Source organism: Burkholderia sp. BCC1208 (assembly GCF_902833095.1).
Classification (GTDB): Bacteria; Pseudomonadota; Gammaproteobacteria; order Burkholderiales; family Burkholderiaceae; genus Burkholderia.
The window spans coordinates 107,711-124,310 of record NZ_CADFDY010000007.1 but is presented as its reverse complement, the minus strand read 5'-3'; the positions used below and the strand labels follow the sequence as shown (position 1 = coordinate 124,310).

The 16,600-nt window shown below is 70.2% G+C and carries 12 protein-coding genes; 6 read left to right on the top strand and 6 right to left on the bottom strand.

Annotated elements, in window-relative coordinates; genetic code table 11:
• The first annotated feature begins 206 nt into the window (after positions 1 to 206).
• Both HWX09_RS17900 and HWX09_RS17895 read left to right on the top strand, forming a co-directional pair.
• Complete coding sequence (locus tag HWX09_RS17900) at positions 207 to 1,418, top strand: MFS transporter (protein WP_027780800.1); 1,212 nt, start codon at positions 207 to 209, stop codon at positions 1,416 to 1,418.
• A gap of 126 nt (positions 1,419 to 1,544) precedes the next feature.
• On the top strand, positions 1,545 to 2,084 hold the full coding sequence (locus HWX09_RS17895) for a DUF4303 domain-containing protein (protein WP_027780799.1): 540 nt from the start codon (positions 1,545 to 1,547) through the stop codon (positions 2,082 to 2,084).
• Positions 2,085 to 2,126: 42 nt separating this feature from the next.
• On the opposite strand, the gene HWX09_RS17890 is transcribed toward HWX09_RS17895, so the two are convergent.
• From HWX09_RS17890 to cobA, 6 genes are all read right to left on the bottom strand, one after another.
• Positions 2,127 to 2,825 (bottom strand): fumarylacetoacetate hydrolase family protein, encoded by a 699-nt coding sequence (locus HWX09_RS17890; protein WP_027780798.1) that lies wholly within the window; start codon positions 2,823 to 2,825, stop codon positions 2,127 to 2,129.
• Positions 2,826 to 2,943: 118 nt separating this feature from the next.
• On the bottom strand, positions 2,944 to 3,885 hold the full coding sequence (locus HWX09_RS17885; protein ID WP_027780797.1) for a helix-turn-helix transcriptional regulator: 942 nt from the start codon (positions 3,883 to 3,885) through the stop codon (positions 2,944 to 2,946).
• Positions 3,886 to 3,965: 80 nt separating this feature from the next.
• On the bottom strand, positions 3,966 to 4,565 hold the full coding sequence (locus tag HWX09_RS17880; RefSeq protein ID WP_027780796.1) for a uracil-DNA glycosylase family protein: 600 nt from the start codon (positions 4,563 to 4,565) through the stop codon (positions 3,966 to 3,968).
• Positions 4,566 to 4,749: 184 nt separating this feature from the next.
• The gene (locus HWX09_RS17875; RefSeq protein ID WP_027780795.1) at positions 4,750 to 5,799 is read right to left on the bottom strand and encodes a CmpA/NrtA family ABC transporter substrate-binding protein; all 1,050 of its coding nucleotides are present in this window, start codon (positions 5,797 to 5,799) and stop codon (positions 4,750 to 4,752) included.
• 5 nt (positions 5,800 to 5,804) lie between these two features.
• The gene (locus HWX09_RS17870) at positions 5,805 to 6,398 is read right to left on the bottom strand and encodes an ANTAR domain-containing protein (RefSeq protein ID WP_027780794.1); all 594 of its coding nucleotides are present in this window, start codon (positions 6,396 to 6,398) and stop codon (positions 5,805 to 5,807) included.
• 165 nt (positions 6,399 to 6,563) lie between these two features.
• Complete coding sequence (gene cobA / locus HWX09_RS17865; protein WP_027780793.1) at positions 6,564 to 7,325, bottom strand: uroporphyrinogen-III C-methyltransferase; 762 nt, start codon at positions 7,323 to 7,325, stop codon at positions 6,564 to 6,566.
• Positions 7,326 to 7,988: 663 nt separating this feature from the next.
• Between cobA and HWX09_RS17860 the strand changes: the two genes are divergently transcribed.
• Genes HWX09_RS17860 through HWX09_RS17845 form a run of 4 tightly spaced genes read left to right on the top strand, consistent with a single transcriptional unit; the run spans position 7,989 to position 16,490 of the window.
• Positions 7,989 to 9,314, top strand: a complete 1,326-nt coding sequence (locus HWX09_RS17860) for an MFS transporter (protein WP_027780792.1) — start codon at positions 7,989 to 7,991, stop codon at positions 9,312 to 9,314.
• Between the two features lie 21 nt (positions 9,315 to 9,335).
• Positions 9,336 to 11,903 carry a nitrite reductase large subunit NirB gene (gene nirB, locus HWX09_RS17855; protein ID WP_027780791.1) on the top strand — a complete coding sequence of 856 codons (2,568 nt, stop codon included), beginning with the start codon at positions 9,336 to 9,338 and terminating at the stop codon, positions 11,901 to 11,903.
• 38 nt (positions 11,904 to 11,941) lie between these two features.
• The gene (gene nirD, locus HWX09_RS17850; RefSeq protein WP_027780790.1) at positions 11,942 to 12,286 is read left to right on the top strand and encodes a nitrite reductase small subunit NirD; all 345 of its coding nucleotides are present in this window, start codon (positions 11,942 to 11,944) and stop codon (positions 12,284 to 12,286) included.
• Between the two features lie 16 nt (positions 12,287 to 12,302).
• A complete protein-coding gene (locus HWX09_RS17845) occupies positions 12,303 to 16,490 on the top strand; it encodes a bifunctional nitrate reductase/sulfite reductase flavoprotein subunit alpha (protein ID WP_027780789.1) in 4,188 nt (1,395 codons plus the stop codon).
• The last annotated feature ends 110 nt before the right edge of the window (positions 16,491 to 16,600 follow it).

Genomic DNA, 16,600 nt, shown 5'->3' with positions numbered 1-16,600 from the left:
GTCACCTAACATCGTCCGGTATCGCTGGCGGTCCGCCACGCATTCAGGAGCCATTCGGCATGAAAACGGCTTGCTTCATCGTAGTAGTCCACAGGCGCAGGGTCCGGTAGCGGCACCGCGCCGGCATCCATGCGCCCCCGACTCGTTCGGGGGCTTTTTTTTGCATTGCGCGCGGCCGTGCGGCCCGTGCGCGGGAGAGCATCCGCTTGGCATCGAATCTGTCGACCGCTTCCGACCCGGCATCGCCGCGGCATGCAACGTTGATCCTGCTGTGCGCGTTGTCGGTGCTGCCGCTGAGCCTGTTCCTGCCGTCGCTGCCGGCGATCGCGCGCGACCTGCACACCGACTATGCGCTCGTCGCGCTGTCGCTCGGCGGGTATGCGGCGGTGGCCGCGTCGCTCGAATGCGTGACGGGGCCGCTGTCCGACCGGTTCGGGCGGCGGCCGATCGTGCTGACGAGCGTCGCGATATTCGCGCTCGGTTCGCTCGGTTGCGCGATGGCGACCGATATCCGCGTGTTTCTCGGCTGCCGGCTGATGCAGGCGGCGATCACGTCGGTTTATCCCGTGTCGATGGCGGCGATCCGCGACGCCGGCGGCGGCGCGCGCGCGGCGAGCCGGATCGGCTATGCGGCGATGGCTGCCGCGTTTGCGCCGATGCTCGGCCCCACGCTCGGCGGCGCGCTCGACCAGACGGTCGGCTGGCGCGCGAGCTTCTGGTTGCTGGCCGCAGTCGGCATCGCGCTGTTCGCGTGGTGCGCGCTCGATCTCGTCGAAACCCATACGCATCGACCGTCGAGTTTCGGGCAGCAACTTCGCGCGTATCCGGCGCTGCTGCGTGCGCGCCGTTTCTGGGCCTATGCGCTCTGCATGGCGTTTTCGACGGGCGCGTTCTACGCGTTTCTGGCCGGCGCGCCGCTCGCCGCGAAAATGCTGTTCGGCATCGCGCCGGCGGAGATCGGCTTCTACATGGGGACGATCACGGCCGGTTTCGTGTGCGGCAGCTTCCTGGCCGCGCGGCTCGCGCGCCGCCATGCGCTGGCCACGACGATCCTCTGCGGGCGGGTCGTGGCGTGTGCGGGCCCGCTGATCGGCCTCGTGCTCGTGTTCGGCGGCGCGACCCACGCGCTCGCATGGTTCGGGCCGTGCGTGCTGGTCGGCGTCGGCAACGGGCTGAGCAATCCCGGCGCCCATGCGGGCGCGGTGTCGGTACGGCGGGAACTCGCAGGCAGCGCGTCGGGGCTGGCCGGCGCGATGACGATCGGCGGCGGCGGCGCGCTGTCGTCGCTGACGGGCGCGCTGCTGACCCCGGCCAACGCGGGCTACCTGCCGCTCGCGATGATGCTGCTGTCGGCGGCGGTCGCGCTGGCGGCCGCCGTGTGCGTGCGGGCGTTCGACGGGCAGGACGCCGGGCGGTGAGCGCGGGTGCGCCCCGGTACCGGCGCGCGGCCGAATGACGGACAATCCGCCGCATGCCGGGAGACGACGCACGATCCGCGCGCCGCGTGTCCCGACGAGCACGAAAGGCGACTGGACGAGGATGCGATGAGCGACTTTTCTGATTTCCAGCGGGACATTGCCGATGCCGCGAGGGCGACCTTCAGGGCGCTGCGGGCGTTGCACCCGGACGAGCATTTCTACGCGTTTGCGTTGTACACCGACAGCGGCGCGATGACGGTGGTGCCGGCAGCCAATTCGGTCGAAGGGCTGCGCCGGATCAGCGCGCAGCAGGCGGTTACGGACGACGATCCGTCGTTCGTGTGGGGCGTTTCCGAATGGGCGTACGCGGCGGCCGAGGCGTCGCCGTTCAACGCGATCTGCGGCAGGCTGGCCGACGAAGTGCTGAGCCCGCAGTTCGTCCGGTCGCGATTCACCGAATTTTCGCGGCAACTGCACGCCGACATGATCGAGGCGTTGCGCCTGCTCGATCGCGACGGCGTATTCGGCACGGGCGACGACAGGGCGGCCATCACGCTGTTCGTGTCGATCAGCGACGACGACGCGGCCGAGGCGCTGGAAAACGCATCGGCGAAAGCGCTGAACCCGCCGGCCGTCGCCGATGCCTTCCTGCGCCGCTACGACTGACCGGCATCGGGGTATCGCGGGGCGCTCGCCCCGCGTGCCGCGTTACGGCTTCGCGCCGACCACGAATTCGAACGTCGCGATGCCGTCGACGCCGCCCGTCACGCGGTCGCCCGGCTGCAGCGCGCCGACGCCGGCCGGCGTGCCGGTGAAGATCAGGTCGCCGGCCTTCAGTTCGACCGAGCGCGACACGTACGCGATGACGTCGGGCACGGCCCAGATCATGTCGGCGAGGTCGCCTTGCTGGCGGGTTTCGCCGTTGACCGCGAGCCAGATGCGGCCGGTGGCCGGATGGCCGGTGGCCGTCGCCGCGCGCAGCGCGGTCACGGGGCCCGATGCGTCGAAACCCTTCGCCCAGTCCCACGGACGGCTCAGCTTCTTCGCTTCGGCCTGCAGGTCGCGGCGTGTGAGGTCGACGCCGACGCCATAGCCCCACACGTGCGACAGCGCGTCGGCCGGGTCGATCGACCGGCCGTCCTTGCCGATCGCGACGACCAGCTCGATTTCGTGATGGAGATCGTTCGTCAGCGGCGGATAGGCGACCGTGCCGCTGGCCGGGATGATCGCGTCGGCCGGTTTCGTGAAGAAGAACGGCGGCTCGCGGTCGGGGTCGGCGCCCATTTCGCGGGCGTGGTCGGCGTAGTTGCGGCCGACGCAGAATACGCGGCGCACCGGAAAGCGCGCGGACGACTGTTCGACTTCGACGGAAGGACGCTCGGCGGCGTCGATGACATAGGCGGACATCGGATGGCCCTCGTTCGGTAGGAAGACGGATGGCCGGCGCACCGCGCCGGCATGCGTGCAACGATACCCGACGCGCGTGCGCCCGGATGCGACGCAACTGCGTTTTACCGGGACAAAACTACGCGTCGGCGGCCGCCGGCGCATCGTCGTCGGCGGGCAGCGCGGCGTTCGCGTCGCGGTACGCCTTCGGCGACACGCCGACCCGCGCGCGGAAGCGCCGCGCGAAATACCCTTCGTCGCGGAAGCCGACCGAGCGGGCGATGTCCGCGATGCGCCGGCTGGTATGGGCCAGCAGCGACTGCGCCAGCGCGATCCGGCGCTCGGTCACGAGATCGGTGAAGGTGCTGCCGGTTTCCTTGCGGACCAGGTGCGCAAGGTAGTTCGGGGAGAGGAACGCGGCTTCGGCGGTCGCGGCGAGCGTCAGGTCCTCACGGGTCAGGTTCGCACGCACGTGGCGCAGCACGCGGGCCAGCGCGTCGCGCCGGCCGGCGCGCTGGGCGCCGCGCTGCGCGAGCTTGTCGAGCGCGCCCGCGTACTGCGTGCAGACGAGCCCGATCAGTTGCAGCAGGTAGCCGCGCAGCAACGTGGTGGAGCCGAAGGTGCGCACGCGATCGGCGTCGAGCATGCACAGCGCGAGGCGGCGCGCTTCGTCGTACGTATCGCCGGTCAGGATGAAGTCGAGATGCTCCTGGAAGCGGAACGGCGTGAGCTCGGGGAAGCGGTGCGCGGGCACGTCCTCGAGATCGAGCGGATCGACGTCGAGATCGGCGCGCAGGAACGCCTGGCTGAAGTTGATCACGATGAAGTGCGCGCCTTCCGGATGCGGAATCAGGTGCTCGCGGTGCGGCAGCACGAACGCGAGCGCGCCGCGCGGAAACGGCCGCGTGACGCCGCCGATGCGCTGCTCGGTGTCGCCGCCGAGGTTGAACTGGATCTGGAAATACGCGTGCCGGTGCGGCTCGGTGATCGCCTGGCGCGACGCCTGGTCGCGGATGTAGAAATCGAGCCGGTCGCTGCGTTCGGGCATCCCGTACAGGCGCGGCGGGGCGGTGGAGGGCATGAAGGATTCTGCTGTTCGTGACGCGGTGGAGCCGCGATGGTACAGCGAACCGGGCGCGACGGGGATGGGCGCCTGCGCGGTCAGCCCGCCACGAGCGGCGCGACCCGGCGCCGCAGCTCGGGCACGACCTCGGCGTCGAACCAGGGATGGTGCTTGAACCATGCCTGATTGCGCGGCGACGGATGCGGCAGCGGCAGGATCGCGGGGCCGTAGTCGCGCCACGCGTGCACGGTGTCGGTCAGCGTCGCCTTGCGCGTGCCGTGCAGGAAATGCCGCTGCGCATACTGGCCGATCAGCAGCGTGAGTCGGATCGACGGCAGTTCGGCCACCAACCGGTCGATCCACAGTTGCGCGCATTCGGGGCGCGGCGGGTTGTCGCCGCTCGCGCCGCGGCCCGGGTAGCAGAAGCCCATCGGCACGATCGCGAAGCGCGTCTCGTCGTAGAAGGTGTCGGCGTCGACGCTGAGCCAGTCGCGCAGCCGCTTGCCGCTCGCGTCGTCCCACGGGATGCCGCTCGCATGGACGCGTGCGCCGGGCGCCTGCCCGACGATCAGGATGCGTGCGTCGCGATGCGCGCGCACGACGGGGCGCGGGCCGAGCGGCAGGTCGGCTTCGCATGCGCGGCACGCGCGGATTTCGGTGAGCAGCACGTCGAGCGGCGCGCGCGTTCGTTTCGGCATCGATTCGGAGCGGGGACGGAGTGGCAAGGCGCTATCGCACGAGCGGCATGAGCGGCACGGGCGACACGAGCAGCACGAGCAGCACGAGCAGCACGAGCGGCATGGGCGGCACGAGCGGCATGGGCGGACAGCGGCCGGGCGCCGTGGCCCGGCAGCACACGTCGGCTGCACCGCGCGGCGCGCGTCACGCCCGCGACGGGCCTGCGCCGCCTTCGGCGACCGCAGCATCATACAACGCGGTCTGCGCGATCGCCGCGGCGATGCCCGCGTCGTCGTGCGGCCCGTCGAGCATGCCCCAGCGCCGGTATTGCGTCAGGAACCACCGGCCTTCGCGCGGATCGGGCCGGTTCACTGCGCCGCCGTCGTGGAAACGGATCGGCAGCAGCGGCGTGGCGAACGGCCCCGCGCCGTAGTCGCCGAGCAGGCGCGGTGCGATCAGCCGGGCCGGCACGCCGAGCGCGTCGGGCGACGCGAGCCAGTCGGCCGCCTCGCGGCGGTGCGCGGCGCTGTCGAGCCACGCGCACGCATCGACGAGCGTGCGGATCAGCGCGCGTGCGGTGGCCGGATACAGCGAGACGAAGTCGCGGCGGGCCGCGAGCACCTTCTCCGGATGATCGGGCCAGATTTCGCTCGTGACGGCGACGGTGCGGCCCGCGCCGCACGCTTCGGCGACCGCATGCCACGGTTCGCCCGCGCAGAAGCCGTCGAGCTCGCCGCCCGCGAGCGCGGCGACCATCTCGGGCGGCGGAATCACGACGCTGCGCACGTCGCGCAGCGGATCGACGTCGTGCGATGCGAGCCAGTGGTTCAACCACATCGCGTGCGTGCCGGTCGGGAACGTCTGCGCGAGCAGCGGCTTGCGGCCGAGCGCCGCGAGCGCGTCGCGCACGCTGCCGCCCTCGCGGTACGCGTCGGCGAGGCCGCGCGAGAACGAGATGGCCTGGCCGTTGCGGTTCAGCACCATCAGCGCGGCCATGTCCGCCTGCGGACCGCCGATGCCGAGCTGCAGCCCGCAGACGAGCCCGTACAACGCATGCGCGGCGTCGAGCTCGCCGCTCAGCAGCTTGTCGCGCACGGCGGCCCACGACGGCTGGCGGTTCAGTTCGAGCGTCAGGCCGTGCGGTGCGCCGAGGTCCAGGCGTTGCGCGACGATCAGCGGGGCCGCGTCGCTGAGCGCGACGAACCCGAGGCGAAGATGCGCGCGTTCCGGCGCGGTGGGGGGCGAAATATTCATGGCGGTCATGACTGGGGTGACGCATCGAGCAACTGCCGCGCGACATCGACGATGCGCAGGCCCTGATCCATCGCGCGCTTGCGCAGCGCCGCATACGCATCGTGCTCGGACAGCCTGCGCTGGTCCATCAGCACGCGTTTCGCGCGGTCGATCAGCTTGCGCTCCGCGAGTTCGCGCTCGACGTCGGCGAGCCGGCGGCGCAGCGCATCGTCGTGCGAGAAGCGCGCGAGCGCGACTTCGAGAATCGGCGCGAGGCGCTCGGCCGACAATCCTTCGACGAGATACGCGCTGACGCCCGCGCCGACCGCCGCGCGGATCAGCGCCTGGTCGCCGTCGTGACTGAACATCAGCACGGGGCGCGGCGCAGTCGCGTTCATCACCGCGAGCTGCTCGAGCGTGTCGCGCGACGGCGAATCGGTATCGATGATCACGACGTCGGGGCGTTGTTCCTCGACGGCCGCCGGCAGGCGCGCGGGCGTCGCGACGTCGTTCAGCATCTCGTAGCCGAGGCGTGCGAGCGCGTCGCCGAGTTCGCCGATCGGCTTGTCGGTATCGGTGACGAGCAGCACGCGCAGGCGGGGCGGGGCGGACGAACTCATGAGGCGAGCGGAAGCGGCGGAAGGGCGGCGCGACGCGCGAACGGCATGTGACGGCCGAGTCGCCGCGTGGCCCCGTTACCGTGCGTGCGCGGCCGGCGGCCGGCGCGAACGTGGCCTATGGATTCGGAGAAGGTGGGCGGCCGGCGCCGCGTGATGCAGCGCATGCTACGCGGCCCGGACCAGCGCCGTGTCGCGCGCGGCATCCTCGTGCTGCACGGCCGCCTCGCCGATCGCGCCGCCGACGAGGATCACGGCCGGGCTGCCGAGCCGCGCTTCGTCGATGCCGCACGCAAGGCTGCCAAGCGTGCCGGTCCAGCGGCGTTCGTCGGGCGTGCCGGCCCATTGCACGGCCGCCGCCGGTGTCGACGCCGGCAGCGCGGCGAGCAGGCCCGCCGCGAGGCTGTCGACGCGGCTCATCCCCATGTAGATCGCGAGCGTCGTGCCGGTCGCCGCGAGCCGTGCCCAGTCGGGTTCGCCGTGGTCCTGGCGGTGCGCGGTGACGAACGTGACGCCCTGGCAGTGCTCGCGGTGCGTGAGCGAGATGCCGAGGCTCGCGGCGGCCGCGAATCCCGACGAGATGCCGTTGACGATCTCCACGGGAATCGCGGCCGCGCGCAGCGTCGCGAGCTCTTCGCCGGCGCGCCCGAACAGCAGCGCGTCGCCGCCCTTCACGCGCACCACGTGCGCGCCGCGCAGCGCGTAGCGACGCATCAGCCGCTCGATGAACGCCTGCGGCGTGGAGCGGCAGCCGCCGCGCTTGCCGACGCGGATCACGCGCGCCCGCGGCGCGAGTTCGACGATGCCGGGCGCGACGAGATCGTCGAGCAGCAGCACGTCGGCGGCGGCCAGGGCTTTCACGGCCTTCAGCGTGAGGAGATCGAGGTCGCCGGGGCCGGCGCCCAGCAAGGTGACTTTGCCTGTCGTCATGTCGTGTTCCTGTGCCGCATCGCATCCATGCGGCGGTCTGATAACGCGTTGTTGCGCGGCGGCGGCGGGCGGTCGAAACGCACCGGCATCCGGCCGTGCCGAGCACGGGGGACGCCGTTGTCCTGGATGGCTCGCCGTGAAGGGCGAGCAGGGTTTTGCGGGGACTGCCCACCGGCGCCGTTGCCGGTGTGATGCATAGGGTTCAGCAATATCCGGGCCAACCGGCTCAACGTACGGCCATCGCGCGCCGCGATGCACCGCGCGATGGCCGTACGCATGCATGCGCTTGCCGCGCACGGGCCGGCGCGATGCCGCATCGGTGTGCATCGTGCCCCGTCAACGCGCACCGCAATGTCGCACGGCGACAGTGCTGCAGCGCACCACAACTGTGCCTCGCTGCATCGCGGCGCATCGTGCGCCGCATGCCGGAGCGCGGTGCAGCCTGGCCGGCGAGCCTTGCGCGGCGGGGCCGCCAGCGCGACTCGGGCCGACATGGCACGGTGTTTGCGTAAGGTGGTTCGGACGCGTCAATGGCGATGCGTCCGCAGTACCGATTACAGAACCGCCCGGCAACGGGCTTCATCATGGGCAACGGCGTCCTACGCATCGGGTCTCTCCACGAGACCGGGTGCGCAGGACGCCGTTTTTCGTTTGGCGGATGACATGACCGACAAAGCTACCCGTATCGATCTCTTCAGCCTCCGCACCGCGCCGATGCGCGCGTTCCATCTGACGTGGATGGCGTTCTTCGTATGCTTTTTCGCGTGGTTCGCGTGCGCGCCGCTGATGCCGCTGATCGCGCGCGAATTCCATCTTACGGCGGCGCAAGTCGCGAACGTCAACATCGCCGCGGTGGCCGCGACGATCGCCGTGCGGCTGCTGGTCGGTCCGATGTGCGACCGCTTCGGTCCGCGCCGCGTGTATGCCGGGCTGCTGCTGCTCGGCGCGATCCCCGTGTTCGCCGTGTCGTTCACGCACGATTACCTGTGGTTCCTGATCTGCCGGCTCGGCATCGGCGCGATCGGCGCGGGCTTCGTGATCACGCAGTACCACACCTCGGTGATGTTCGCGCCGAACGTGGTCGGCACCGCGAACGCGACGACGGCCGGCTGGGGCAATGCCGGCGCGGGCGCGACGCAGGCGCTGATGCCGCTGCTGGTCGCCGCCGGCCTGATGCTCGGCCTCGGCGAGGACTCGTCATGGCGCGTCGCGCTGGTCGTGCCGGGCGTGGCGATGCTCGTGATGGCGTGGGCCTACTGGCGCTTCACGCAGGACTGCCCGCAAGGCGATTTCGTCGCGCTGCGCAAGCAGGGCGTGACGGTCGACAGCGGCAAGAAGGGCGGCTGGGCCAGCTTCTTCGCCGCATGCGGCAACTACCGCGTGTGGATGCTGTTCGTCACGTACGGCGCGTGCTTCGGCGTCGAGGTGTTCATCCACAACATCGCCGCGCTGTACTACGTCGATCACTTCAATCTGTCGCTGAAGGACGCCGGTTTCGCGGTCGGCCTGTTCGGTCTGCTCGCGCTGTTCGCCCGCGCGCTCGGCGGCTGGCTGTCGGACAAGATCGCCGCACGCCGCAGCCTCGACGTGCGCGCGATGCTGCTGTGCGCGCTGATCATCGGCGAAGGGCTCGGGCTGATCTGGTTCTCGCATGCGCAAGGCATCGGCATCGCCCTCGTCGCGATGCTGACCTTCGGCCTCTTCACGCACATGGCGTGCGGCGCGACCTACGCGCTCGTGCCGTTCATCGACCGCAAGGCGCTCGGCGGCGTCGCGGGGATCGTCGGCGCGGGCGGCAACGTCGGCGCGGTCGCCGCGGCTTTCCTGCTGAAGGGCGTCGGCGACGTGCAGCACACGCTGAGCCTGCTCGGCCTCGCGGTCACCGCGACCGCGTTGTGCGCGATGGCCGTGCGCTTCAGCGAAGAGCACAAGGCGCGCGAAGCCGAACTGCGCGATCGCGCGCTGGCCGCCGCCGGCGCCGCGAACTGATCGACCGAAGGAACCGTCATCATGAAACTCATCGTCATCGGCCACGGCATGGTCGGCCACAAGCTTCTCGAATGCGTCGCGGCGCAAGCCGGCACGGCCGGCGCGCTGCAGGTCACCGTGCTCGGCGAGGAACCGCGCCCGGCCTACGATCGCGTGCACCTGTCGGAATTCTTCGCGGGCAAGTCGGCGGACGACCTGTCGCTCGTCGAACCCGGCTTCTTCGAACGCCATCCGCAGTTCGACCTGCGCCTGAACGCGCAAGTCGCATCGATCGACCGCGCCGCGCATACGGTCACGCTCGTGTCGGGCGAAACGCTCGCGTACGACAAGCTGGTGCTCGCCACGGGCTCGCGTCCGTTCGTGCCGCCGGTGCCGGGCCGCGATCGCGCGGGCTGCTTCGTGTACCGGACGATCGAGGATCTCGAAGCGATGCAGGCGTGCGGCGCGCACGCGACGCGCGGCGTCGTGATCGGCGGCGGGCTGCTCGGCCTCGAATGCGCGAAGGCGCTGCGCGACATGGGGCTCGACACGCACGTCGTCGAATTCGCGCCGCGCCTGATGGCCGTGCAGGTCGACGACGGCGGTGGCCGGATGCTGCGTTCGAAGATCGAGGCGCTCGGCGTGACCGTGCATACCGGCAAGAACACGCTCGAAATCGTCGACGGCGAAGCAGGCACGCACCGGATGGCGTTCGCCGACGGCTCGCATCTCGACACCGACATGATCGTGTTCTCGGCCGGCATCCGGGCGCGCGACGAACTGGCCCGCGCGTGCGGGCTCGACATCGGCCCGCGCGGCGGCGTCGCGATCGACGACGCATGCCGCACGAGTGACGCCGACATCTACGCGATCGGCGAATGCGCGGCCTGGAACGGCATGGTGTACGGCCTCGTCGCGCCCGGCTACGACATGGCGCGCGTGGTCGCGAAACAGCTCGGCGGCGAGGCCGGCGACGCCGCCGCGTTCGCAGGCGCCGACATGAGCACGAAGCTGAAGCTGATGGGCGTCGACGTGGCGAGCATCGGCGACGCGCACGGCACGACGGCCGGCAGCCGTACTTACCAGTACGCGGACGAGCGCCGCCAGGTCTACAAGAAGCTCGTGGTGTCCGACTGCGGCAAGTTCCTGCACGGCGCGGTGATGGTGGGCGACGCAACCGAGTACGGCACGCTGCTGCAGATGATGCTGAACCGCATCGAGCTGCCCGAATCGCCGGAATTCCTGATCCTGCCGTCGTCGGACGGCGCGGCGAAGCCGGCGATCGGCGTCGATGCGCTGCCCGCGGCCGCGCAGATCTGCTCGTGCAACAACGTGTCGAAGTCGCAGATCTGCGCGGCGGTGGCCGACGGCGCGACGAGCCTCGGCGCGCTGAAGACGTGCACGGGCGCCGGCACGTCGTGCGGCGGCTGCGTGCCGCTCGTCACGCAGATCATGAAGGCCGAGATGAAGAAGCAGGGCCTCGCGGTCAACAACCATCTGTGCGAGCACTTCCCGCATTCGCGCCAGGAGCTGTTCCATCTGATCCGCGTCGAGCGCATCACGACGTTCGACGAACTGCTGCACAAGCACGGCCGCGGGCTAGGCTGCGACGTATGCAAGCCGGCCGTCGCGGGCATCCTCGCGTCGTGTTTCAACGAGTTCGTGCTGAAGAAGGAACACGCGGGGCTGCAGGATTCGAACGACTACTACCTCGCGAACATCCAGCGCGACGGCACGTATTCGGTCGTGCCGCGCATGCCGGGCGGCGAAGTCACGCCGGAAGGGCTGATCGCGGTCGGCCAGGTCGCGAAAAAATACGGCCTGTACACGAAGATCACGGGTGGCCAGCGCGTCGACCTGTTCGGTGCCCGCGTCGAACAGTTGCCGTCGATCTGGGAGGAACTGATCGCCGCCGGCTTCGAATCGGGGCATGCGTACGGCAAGGCGCTGCGCACCGTGAAGTCGTGCGTCGGGTCGACGTGGTGCCGCTACGGCGTCGACGATTCGGTCGGCCTCGCGATCGACCTGGAGAATCGCTACAAGGGGCTGCGCGCGCCGCACAAGATCAAGTTCGGCGTGTCCGGCTGCACGCGCGAGTGCGCGGAAGCGCAGGGAAAGGACGTCGGCATCATCGCGACCGAGAAGGGCTGGAACCTGTACGTGTGCGGCAACGGCGGGATGAAGCCGCGCCACGCGGAGCTGCTCGCGTCCGATCTCGATCGTGACACGCTGATCCGCTACATCGACCGCTTCCTGATGTTCTACGTGCGCACGGCCGACCGCCTGCAACGCACCAGCGTGTGGCGCGACAACCTCGAAGGCGGCCTCGACTACCTGATCGACGTCGTCGTGCACGACACGCTCGCGATCGCGGCCGAACTCGAAGCCGACATGCAGCACGTGATCGACACCTACGAGTGCGAATGGAAGAAGGCCGTCACCGATCCCGAAACGCGCAAGCGCTTCCGCCACTTCGTGAACAGCGAGGCGCCGGACACGACCATCGAATTCGTCGAGACGCGCGGCCAGATCCGGCCCGCGACGCCCGGCGAGCGCACAGGGGGCAAGCCCGTGTCGATTCCCGTCGTCGCCGAACCCGCAACCGTTTGACCCTGACCGACGCCAGCGTCTTTTACAAGGAGCCCATCATGAACGACCGTCTTCCGCTGTCCTGGACCCGCGTGTGCCCGCTCGACGACATCGTGCCGAACACCGGCGTGTGCGCGCTCGTCAACGGCGAGCAGGTCGCGGTGTTTCACGTCGCGCACGCCGACGGCGGCGTGTTCGCGATCGACAACGTCGATCCCGTGTCGCGGGCCGCCGTGATGTCGCGCGGACTGATCGGCAGCCTCGGCGAGCGCGTCGTGGTTGCATCGCCGCTGTACAAGCAGCACTTCGACCTGCGTACCGGCGAATGCCTGGAAGCGCCCGAGCAGTCGGTGAACGCGTATCCGTCGCGGGTCGAGGACGGCTTCGTGTGGATCGCGGCCTGAGCGCTCCGGAGCACGCATGACCGCCACCCCCGTCAAGAGCGTGTGCCCGTACTGCGGCGTCGGCTGCGGGATGGTGCTGCACGTGGAGGACGGCGAAGTCGTCAAGGTGTCCGGCGACGCCGACCATCCGACCAACTTCGGGCGGCTGTGCACGAAGGGTTCGTCGGCGCACGTCGCGCTGCGCCGCTCGGGGCGGCTCGACCGCGCGTTCGTGCGGCGCGCGCGCGAGGACGACCTCGTGCCGCTGCCGGCGCGCGACGCGATCGCCGAGACCGCGCGGCGGCTGCGCGCGGTGCTCGATACGCACGGGCCCGATGCGCTGTCGTTCTACGTGTCGGGGCAGATGTCGATCGAGGCGCAGTATCTCGTGAACAAGCTCGCGAAGGGCTTCGTCGGCACCAACAACATCGAGTCGAACTCGCGCCTCTGCATGGCGAGTGCGAGCACCGGCTACAAGCAGTCGCTCGGCGCCGACGGCCCGCCCGGGTCGTATCAGGATTTCGATCGCGCGAACCTGTTCTTCGTGATCGGCGCAAACATGGCCGATTGCCACCCGATCCTGTTCCTGCGGATGATGGATCGCGTGAAGGCCGGCGCGAAGCTGATCGTCGTCGATCCGCGCCGCACCGGCACCGCCGACAAGGCCGACCTGTTCCTGCAGATCCGGCCGGGCACCGATCTCGCGCTGACGAACGGGCTCCTGCATCTGCTGCACGCGAACGGCCGCACGGATGCCGCGTTCATCGACGCCTACACCGAAGGCTGGGACGCGATGCCCGCGTTCCTCGCCGACTACACGCCCGAGCGTGTCGCCGAGATCACGGGGCTGGCCGAAGCCGACATCCGCACCGCCGCGCAATGGATCGGCGACGCGCAGGAATGGATGAGCTGCTGGACGATGGGGCTCAACCAGAGCACGCACGGCGTGTGGAACACCAACGCGATCTGCAACCTGCATCTCGCGACCGGCAAGATTTGCCGCCCGGGCAGCGGGCCGTTCTCGCTGACCGGCCAGCCGAACGCGATGGGCGGCCGCGAGATGGGCTACATGGGGCCGGGGTTGCCGGGCCAGCGCTCGGTGGCATCCGACGATGACCGCCGCTTCGTCGAGAACCTGTGGCGCGTGCCGGCCGGCACGCTGCGCAAGGAAACCGGTAACGGCACGGTCGACCTGTTCGCGCGAATGGCGGCCGGCGACATCAAGGCATGCTGGATCGTCTGCACGAACCCGGTCGCGACCGTGCCGAACCGGCGCAACGTGATCGCCGGGCTGCAGGCGGCGCAACTCGTGATCGCACAGGACGCGTTCCTCGACACCGAGACCAACCGCTACGCGGACATCCTGCTGCCCGGCGCGCTGTGGGCCGAGGGCGACGGCGTGATGATCAACTCCGAACGCAACATGACGCTGATGCGCGCCGCGGTCGCGCCGCCCGGCGACGCGCTACCCGACTGGCGCATCGTCGCGGAAGTCGCGCGTGCGATGGGTTTCGGCGATGCGTTCGACTATGCGTCGGCGGCCGACGTGTTCGACGAGATCGTGCGTTTCTCGAATCCGGCGACGGGCTACGACCTGCGCGGCGCGAGCCATGCGGCGCTGCGCGAGGGGCCCGTGCAGTGGCCGGTCGCGCCGGGCACCGCGCGCGAGCGGCACCCGATCCGCTACCTGAACGACGGCGTGAGCCAGACGCCGCGCACCGCGGCCGACGGCAGCGCGGCCCCGCGCCTCGCGTTTCCGACGTCGTCGGGCAAGGCGCGCTTTTTCGCGCGGCCGCACGTCGATCCGGCCGAGCTGCCCGACGACACGTTCCCGATCGTGCTGAACACCGGGCGGCTGCAACATCAGTGGCACACGATGACGAAGACGGGCAAGGTCGCGATGCTGAACAAGCTGAACCCGCGCCCGTTCGTCGAACTGCACCCGGACGATGCGAGCGCGCTCGGCATCGCCGCGAAGGACAGCGTCGAGATCCGTTCGGCGCGCGGCCGCGCGGTGCTGCCGGCCGTCGTGACCGAGCGCGTGCGGTGCGGCAACTGCTTCGCGCCGATGCACTGGAACGACGTATACGGCGACGATCTGTGCATCAACGCGGTGACGAACGACGCGATCGACCCGGAATCGCAGCAACCCGAACTGAAATACTGCGCGGTCGCGCTGACGCGCGTCGAGGCCGACGCGTTCGCGTCCACCGACGACGACACCGCGCGACCCGATGCGTGCGCCGACGACGCGCGGCCCGCGCCGGCGATGGTGCAGGCCACTGCTTCACAGGAATCCGACATGGCAGACATCGACACTTTCGCGGCCGCGCTTGGCGTCGCCGATCTCGCGCCGCCGCCGCTGACCGACACCGAGCGGCTGTACGTGGCCGGCCTCGTCGGCGGGCTGAAGGCGAGCGCCGGCCGTCGCGAAGGCAGCGTGCCCGTGCTGCCGGCCGGCGCTCCGCTGACGCCGCCCGTGCGGTTCTGGCTCGACGGCATGCTCGCGGGCCTGTTCAGCCGCTCGCTGCCGGCCGGTGCGCAGATTGCCGTGGCGCCCGCGCTGCCGGCCGACGCCGCCGCGTCCGGCGGTGTGCGCATCGTGCGCACGCGCCCGAAGGTCGTGCTGCTGTGGGCCTCGCAGACCGGCAACATCGAATCGTTGACCGAGGATTACGCGACGAAGCTGATGAACGCGGGCTTCGAGATCCGCACCGCGTGCATGTCCGACTATCCGGTCACGTCGCTCGCCGGTGCGCAATACGTGCTGCTGATGACGAGCACGTTCGGCGACGGCGATGCGCCCGACAACGGCGGCGAGTTCTGGGACGCGCTGCAGGCCGGCAGCGCCGCGCGTCTCGACGGCGTGCATTTCGCGGTGCTCGCGTTCGGCGACCGCAACTACGACCAGTTCTGCGGCCATGGCCGCCGGCTCGACGCGCGGCTCGCGGAACTCGGCGCGGCGCGCCTGTGCGCGCGCGTCGACTGCGACGTCGAATTCCAGCACGATGCCGATCAGTGGCTCGAGCGCGTCGTCGCGCGGATCAAGGAGGCCGATGCCGCGCTGCACGCGGTGCCGTCCGGCGGGTTGAGCCCGTCGGGGCTGCTGCCGACGAAGGCGCATCCGGCGCCGTCGAAGCTCGTCGCGAACCTGCGGCTGAACCGGCCGGGCGCCGCGAAAGACACGCGCTATGTGTCGCTGTCGACCCAGGGCGCGAACCTCGAATACGAAACCGGCGACGCGCTCGGCGTATGGCCCACCAACTGCCCGGAACTGGTCGACGAACTGCTGTCCGTTACCGCGCTGAAGGCCGATGCGCCCGTGTCGGTGGCGGGCATCGGCGATATCCGGCTCGGCGATGCGCTCGCACGCCACTTCGACATCACGCGCCCGCATCCGGACACGCTGGCCTTCATCGCATCGCGCAGCGCGAACGGCGCGCTGAAGTCGCTGCTCGGCGACGATCGCAAGGCCGACCTCAAGCAATGGTTGTGGGGGCAACAGCTTGCGGACGTGCTGCACGAATACCCCGTCGAGCTGTCGGGCGCGGAGCTGGTGGGCATGCTCAAGCGCATGCAGCCGCGCCTCTATTCGATCGCGTCGAGCCCGAGCGCACACGAGGGCGAGATTCACCTGACCGTGTCGGCCGTGCGCTATCACAACGGCCGGCGCGCGCGCAAAGGCGTCGCGTCGACGTTCCTCGCCGATCGCGCGGACGACGGCCGCGTGCCCGTGTTCGTGCAGAAGTCCGCGCATTTCCGGCCGCCGGTGAACGGCGACGTGCCGATCGTGATGGTCGGCCCGGGTACCGGCGTCGCGCCGTTCCGCGGCTTCCTGCACGAGCGGCAGGCGCGCGGCGCGCGCGGGCGCAACTGGCTGTTCTTCGGCGAGCAGCACGCGCAGACCGACTTCTACTACGGCGACGAGCTGGGCGCGATGCACGACAGCGGGTTCCTCACGCGGCTCGATCTCGCGTTCTCGCGCGACCAGGCCGACAAGGTCTACGTGCAGGACCGGATGCGCGAACAGGGCGCCGAGTTGTTCGCATGGCTGGAGGAAGGCGCGCACTTCTACGTGTGCGGCGACGCCGCGCGGATGGCCAAGGACGTCGATACGGCGCTGAAGGCGGTCGTCGCCGAGCACGGCGGGATGTCGGACGAAGCCGCGAACGACTACGTCGCGCGGCTTTCGAAGGCACGGCGCTATATGCGGGACGTGTATTGAACGCAGGCGGAGCGGCTTGATGCCGCCGCGCCGGCATGCGGGCTCCGCGCGGCGGCTGGCCGCGCGTCGGCCGTCGGCAGTCCGGGCTGTCGGGACGCCGTCGATGGCGA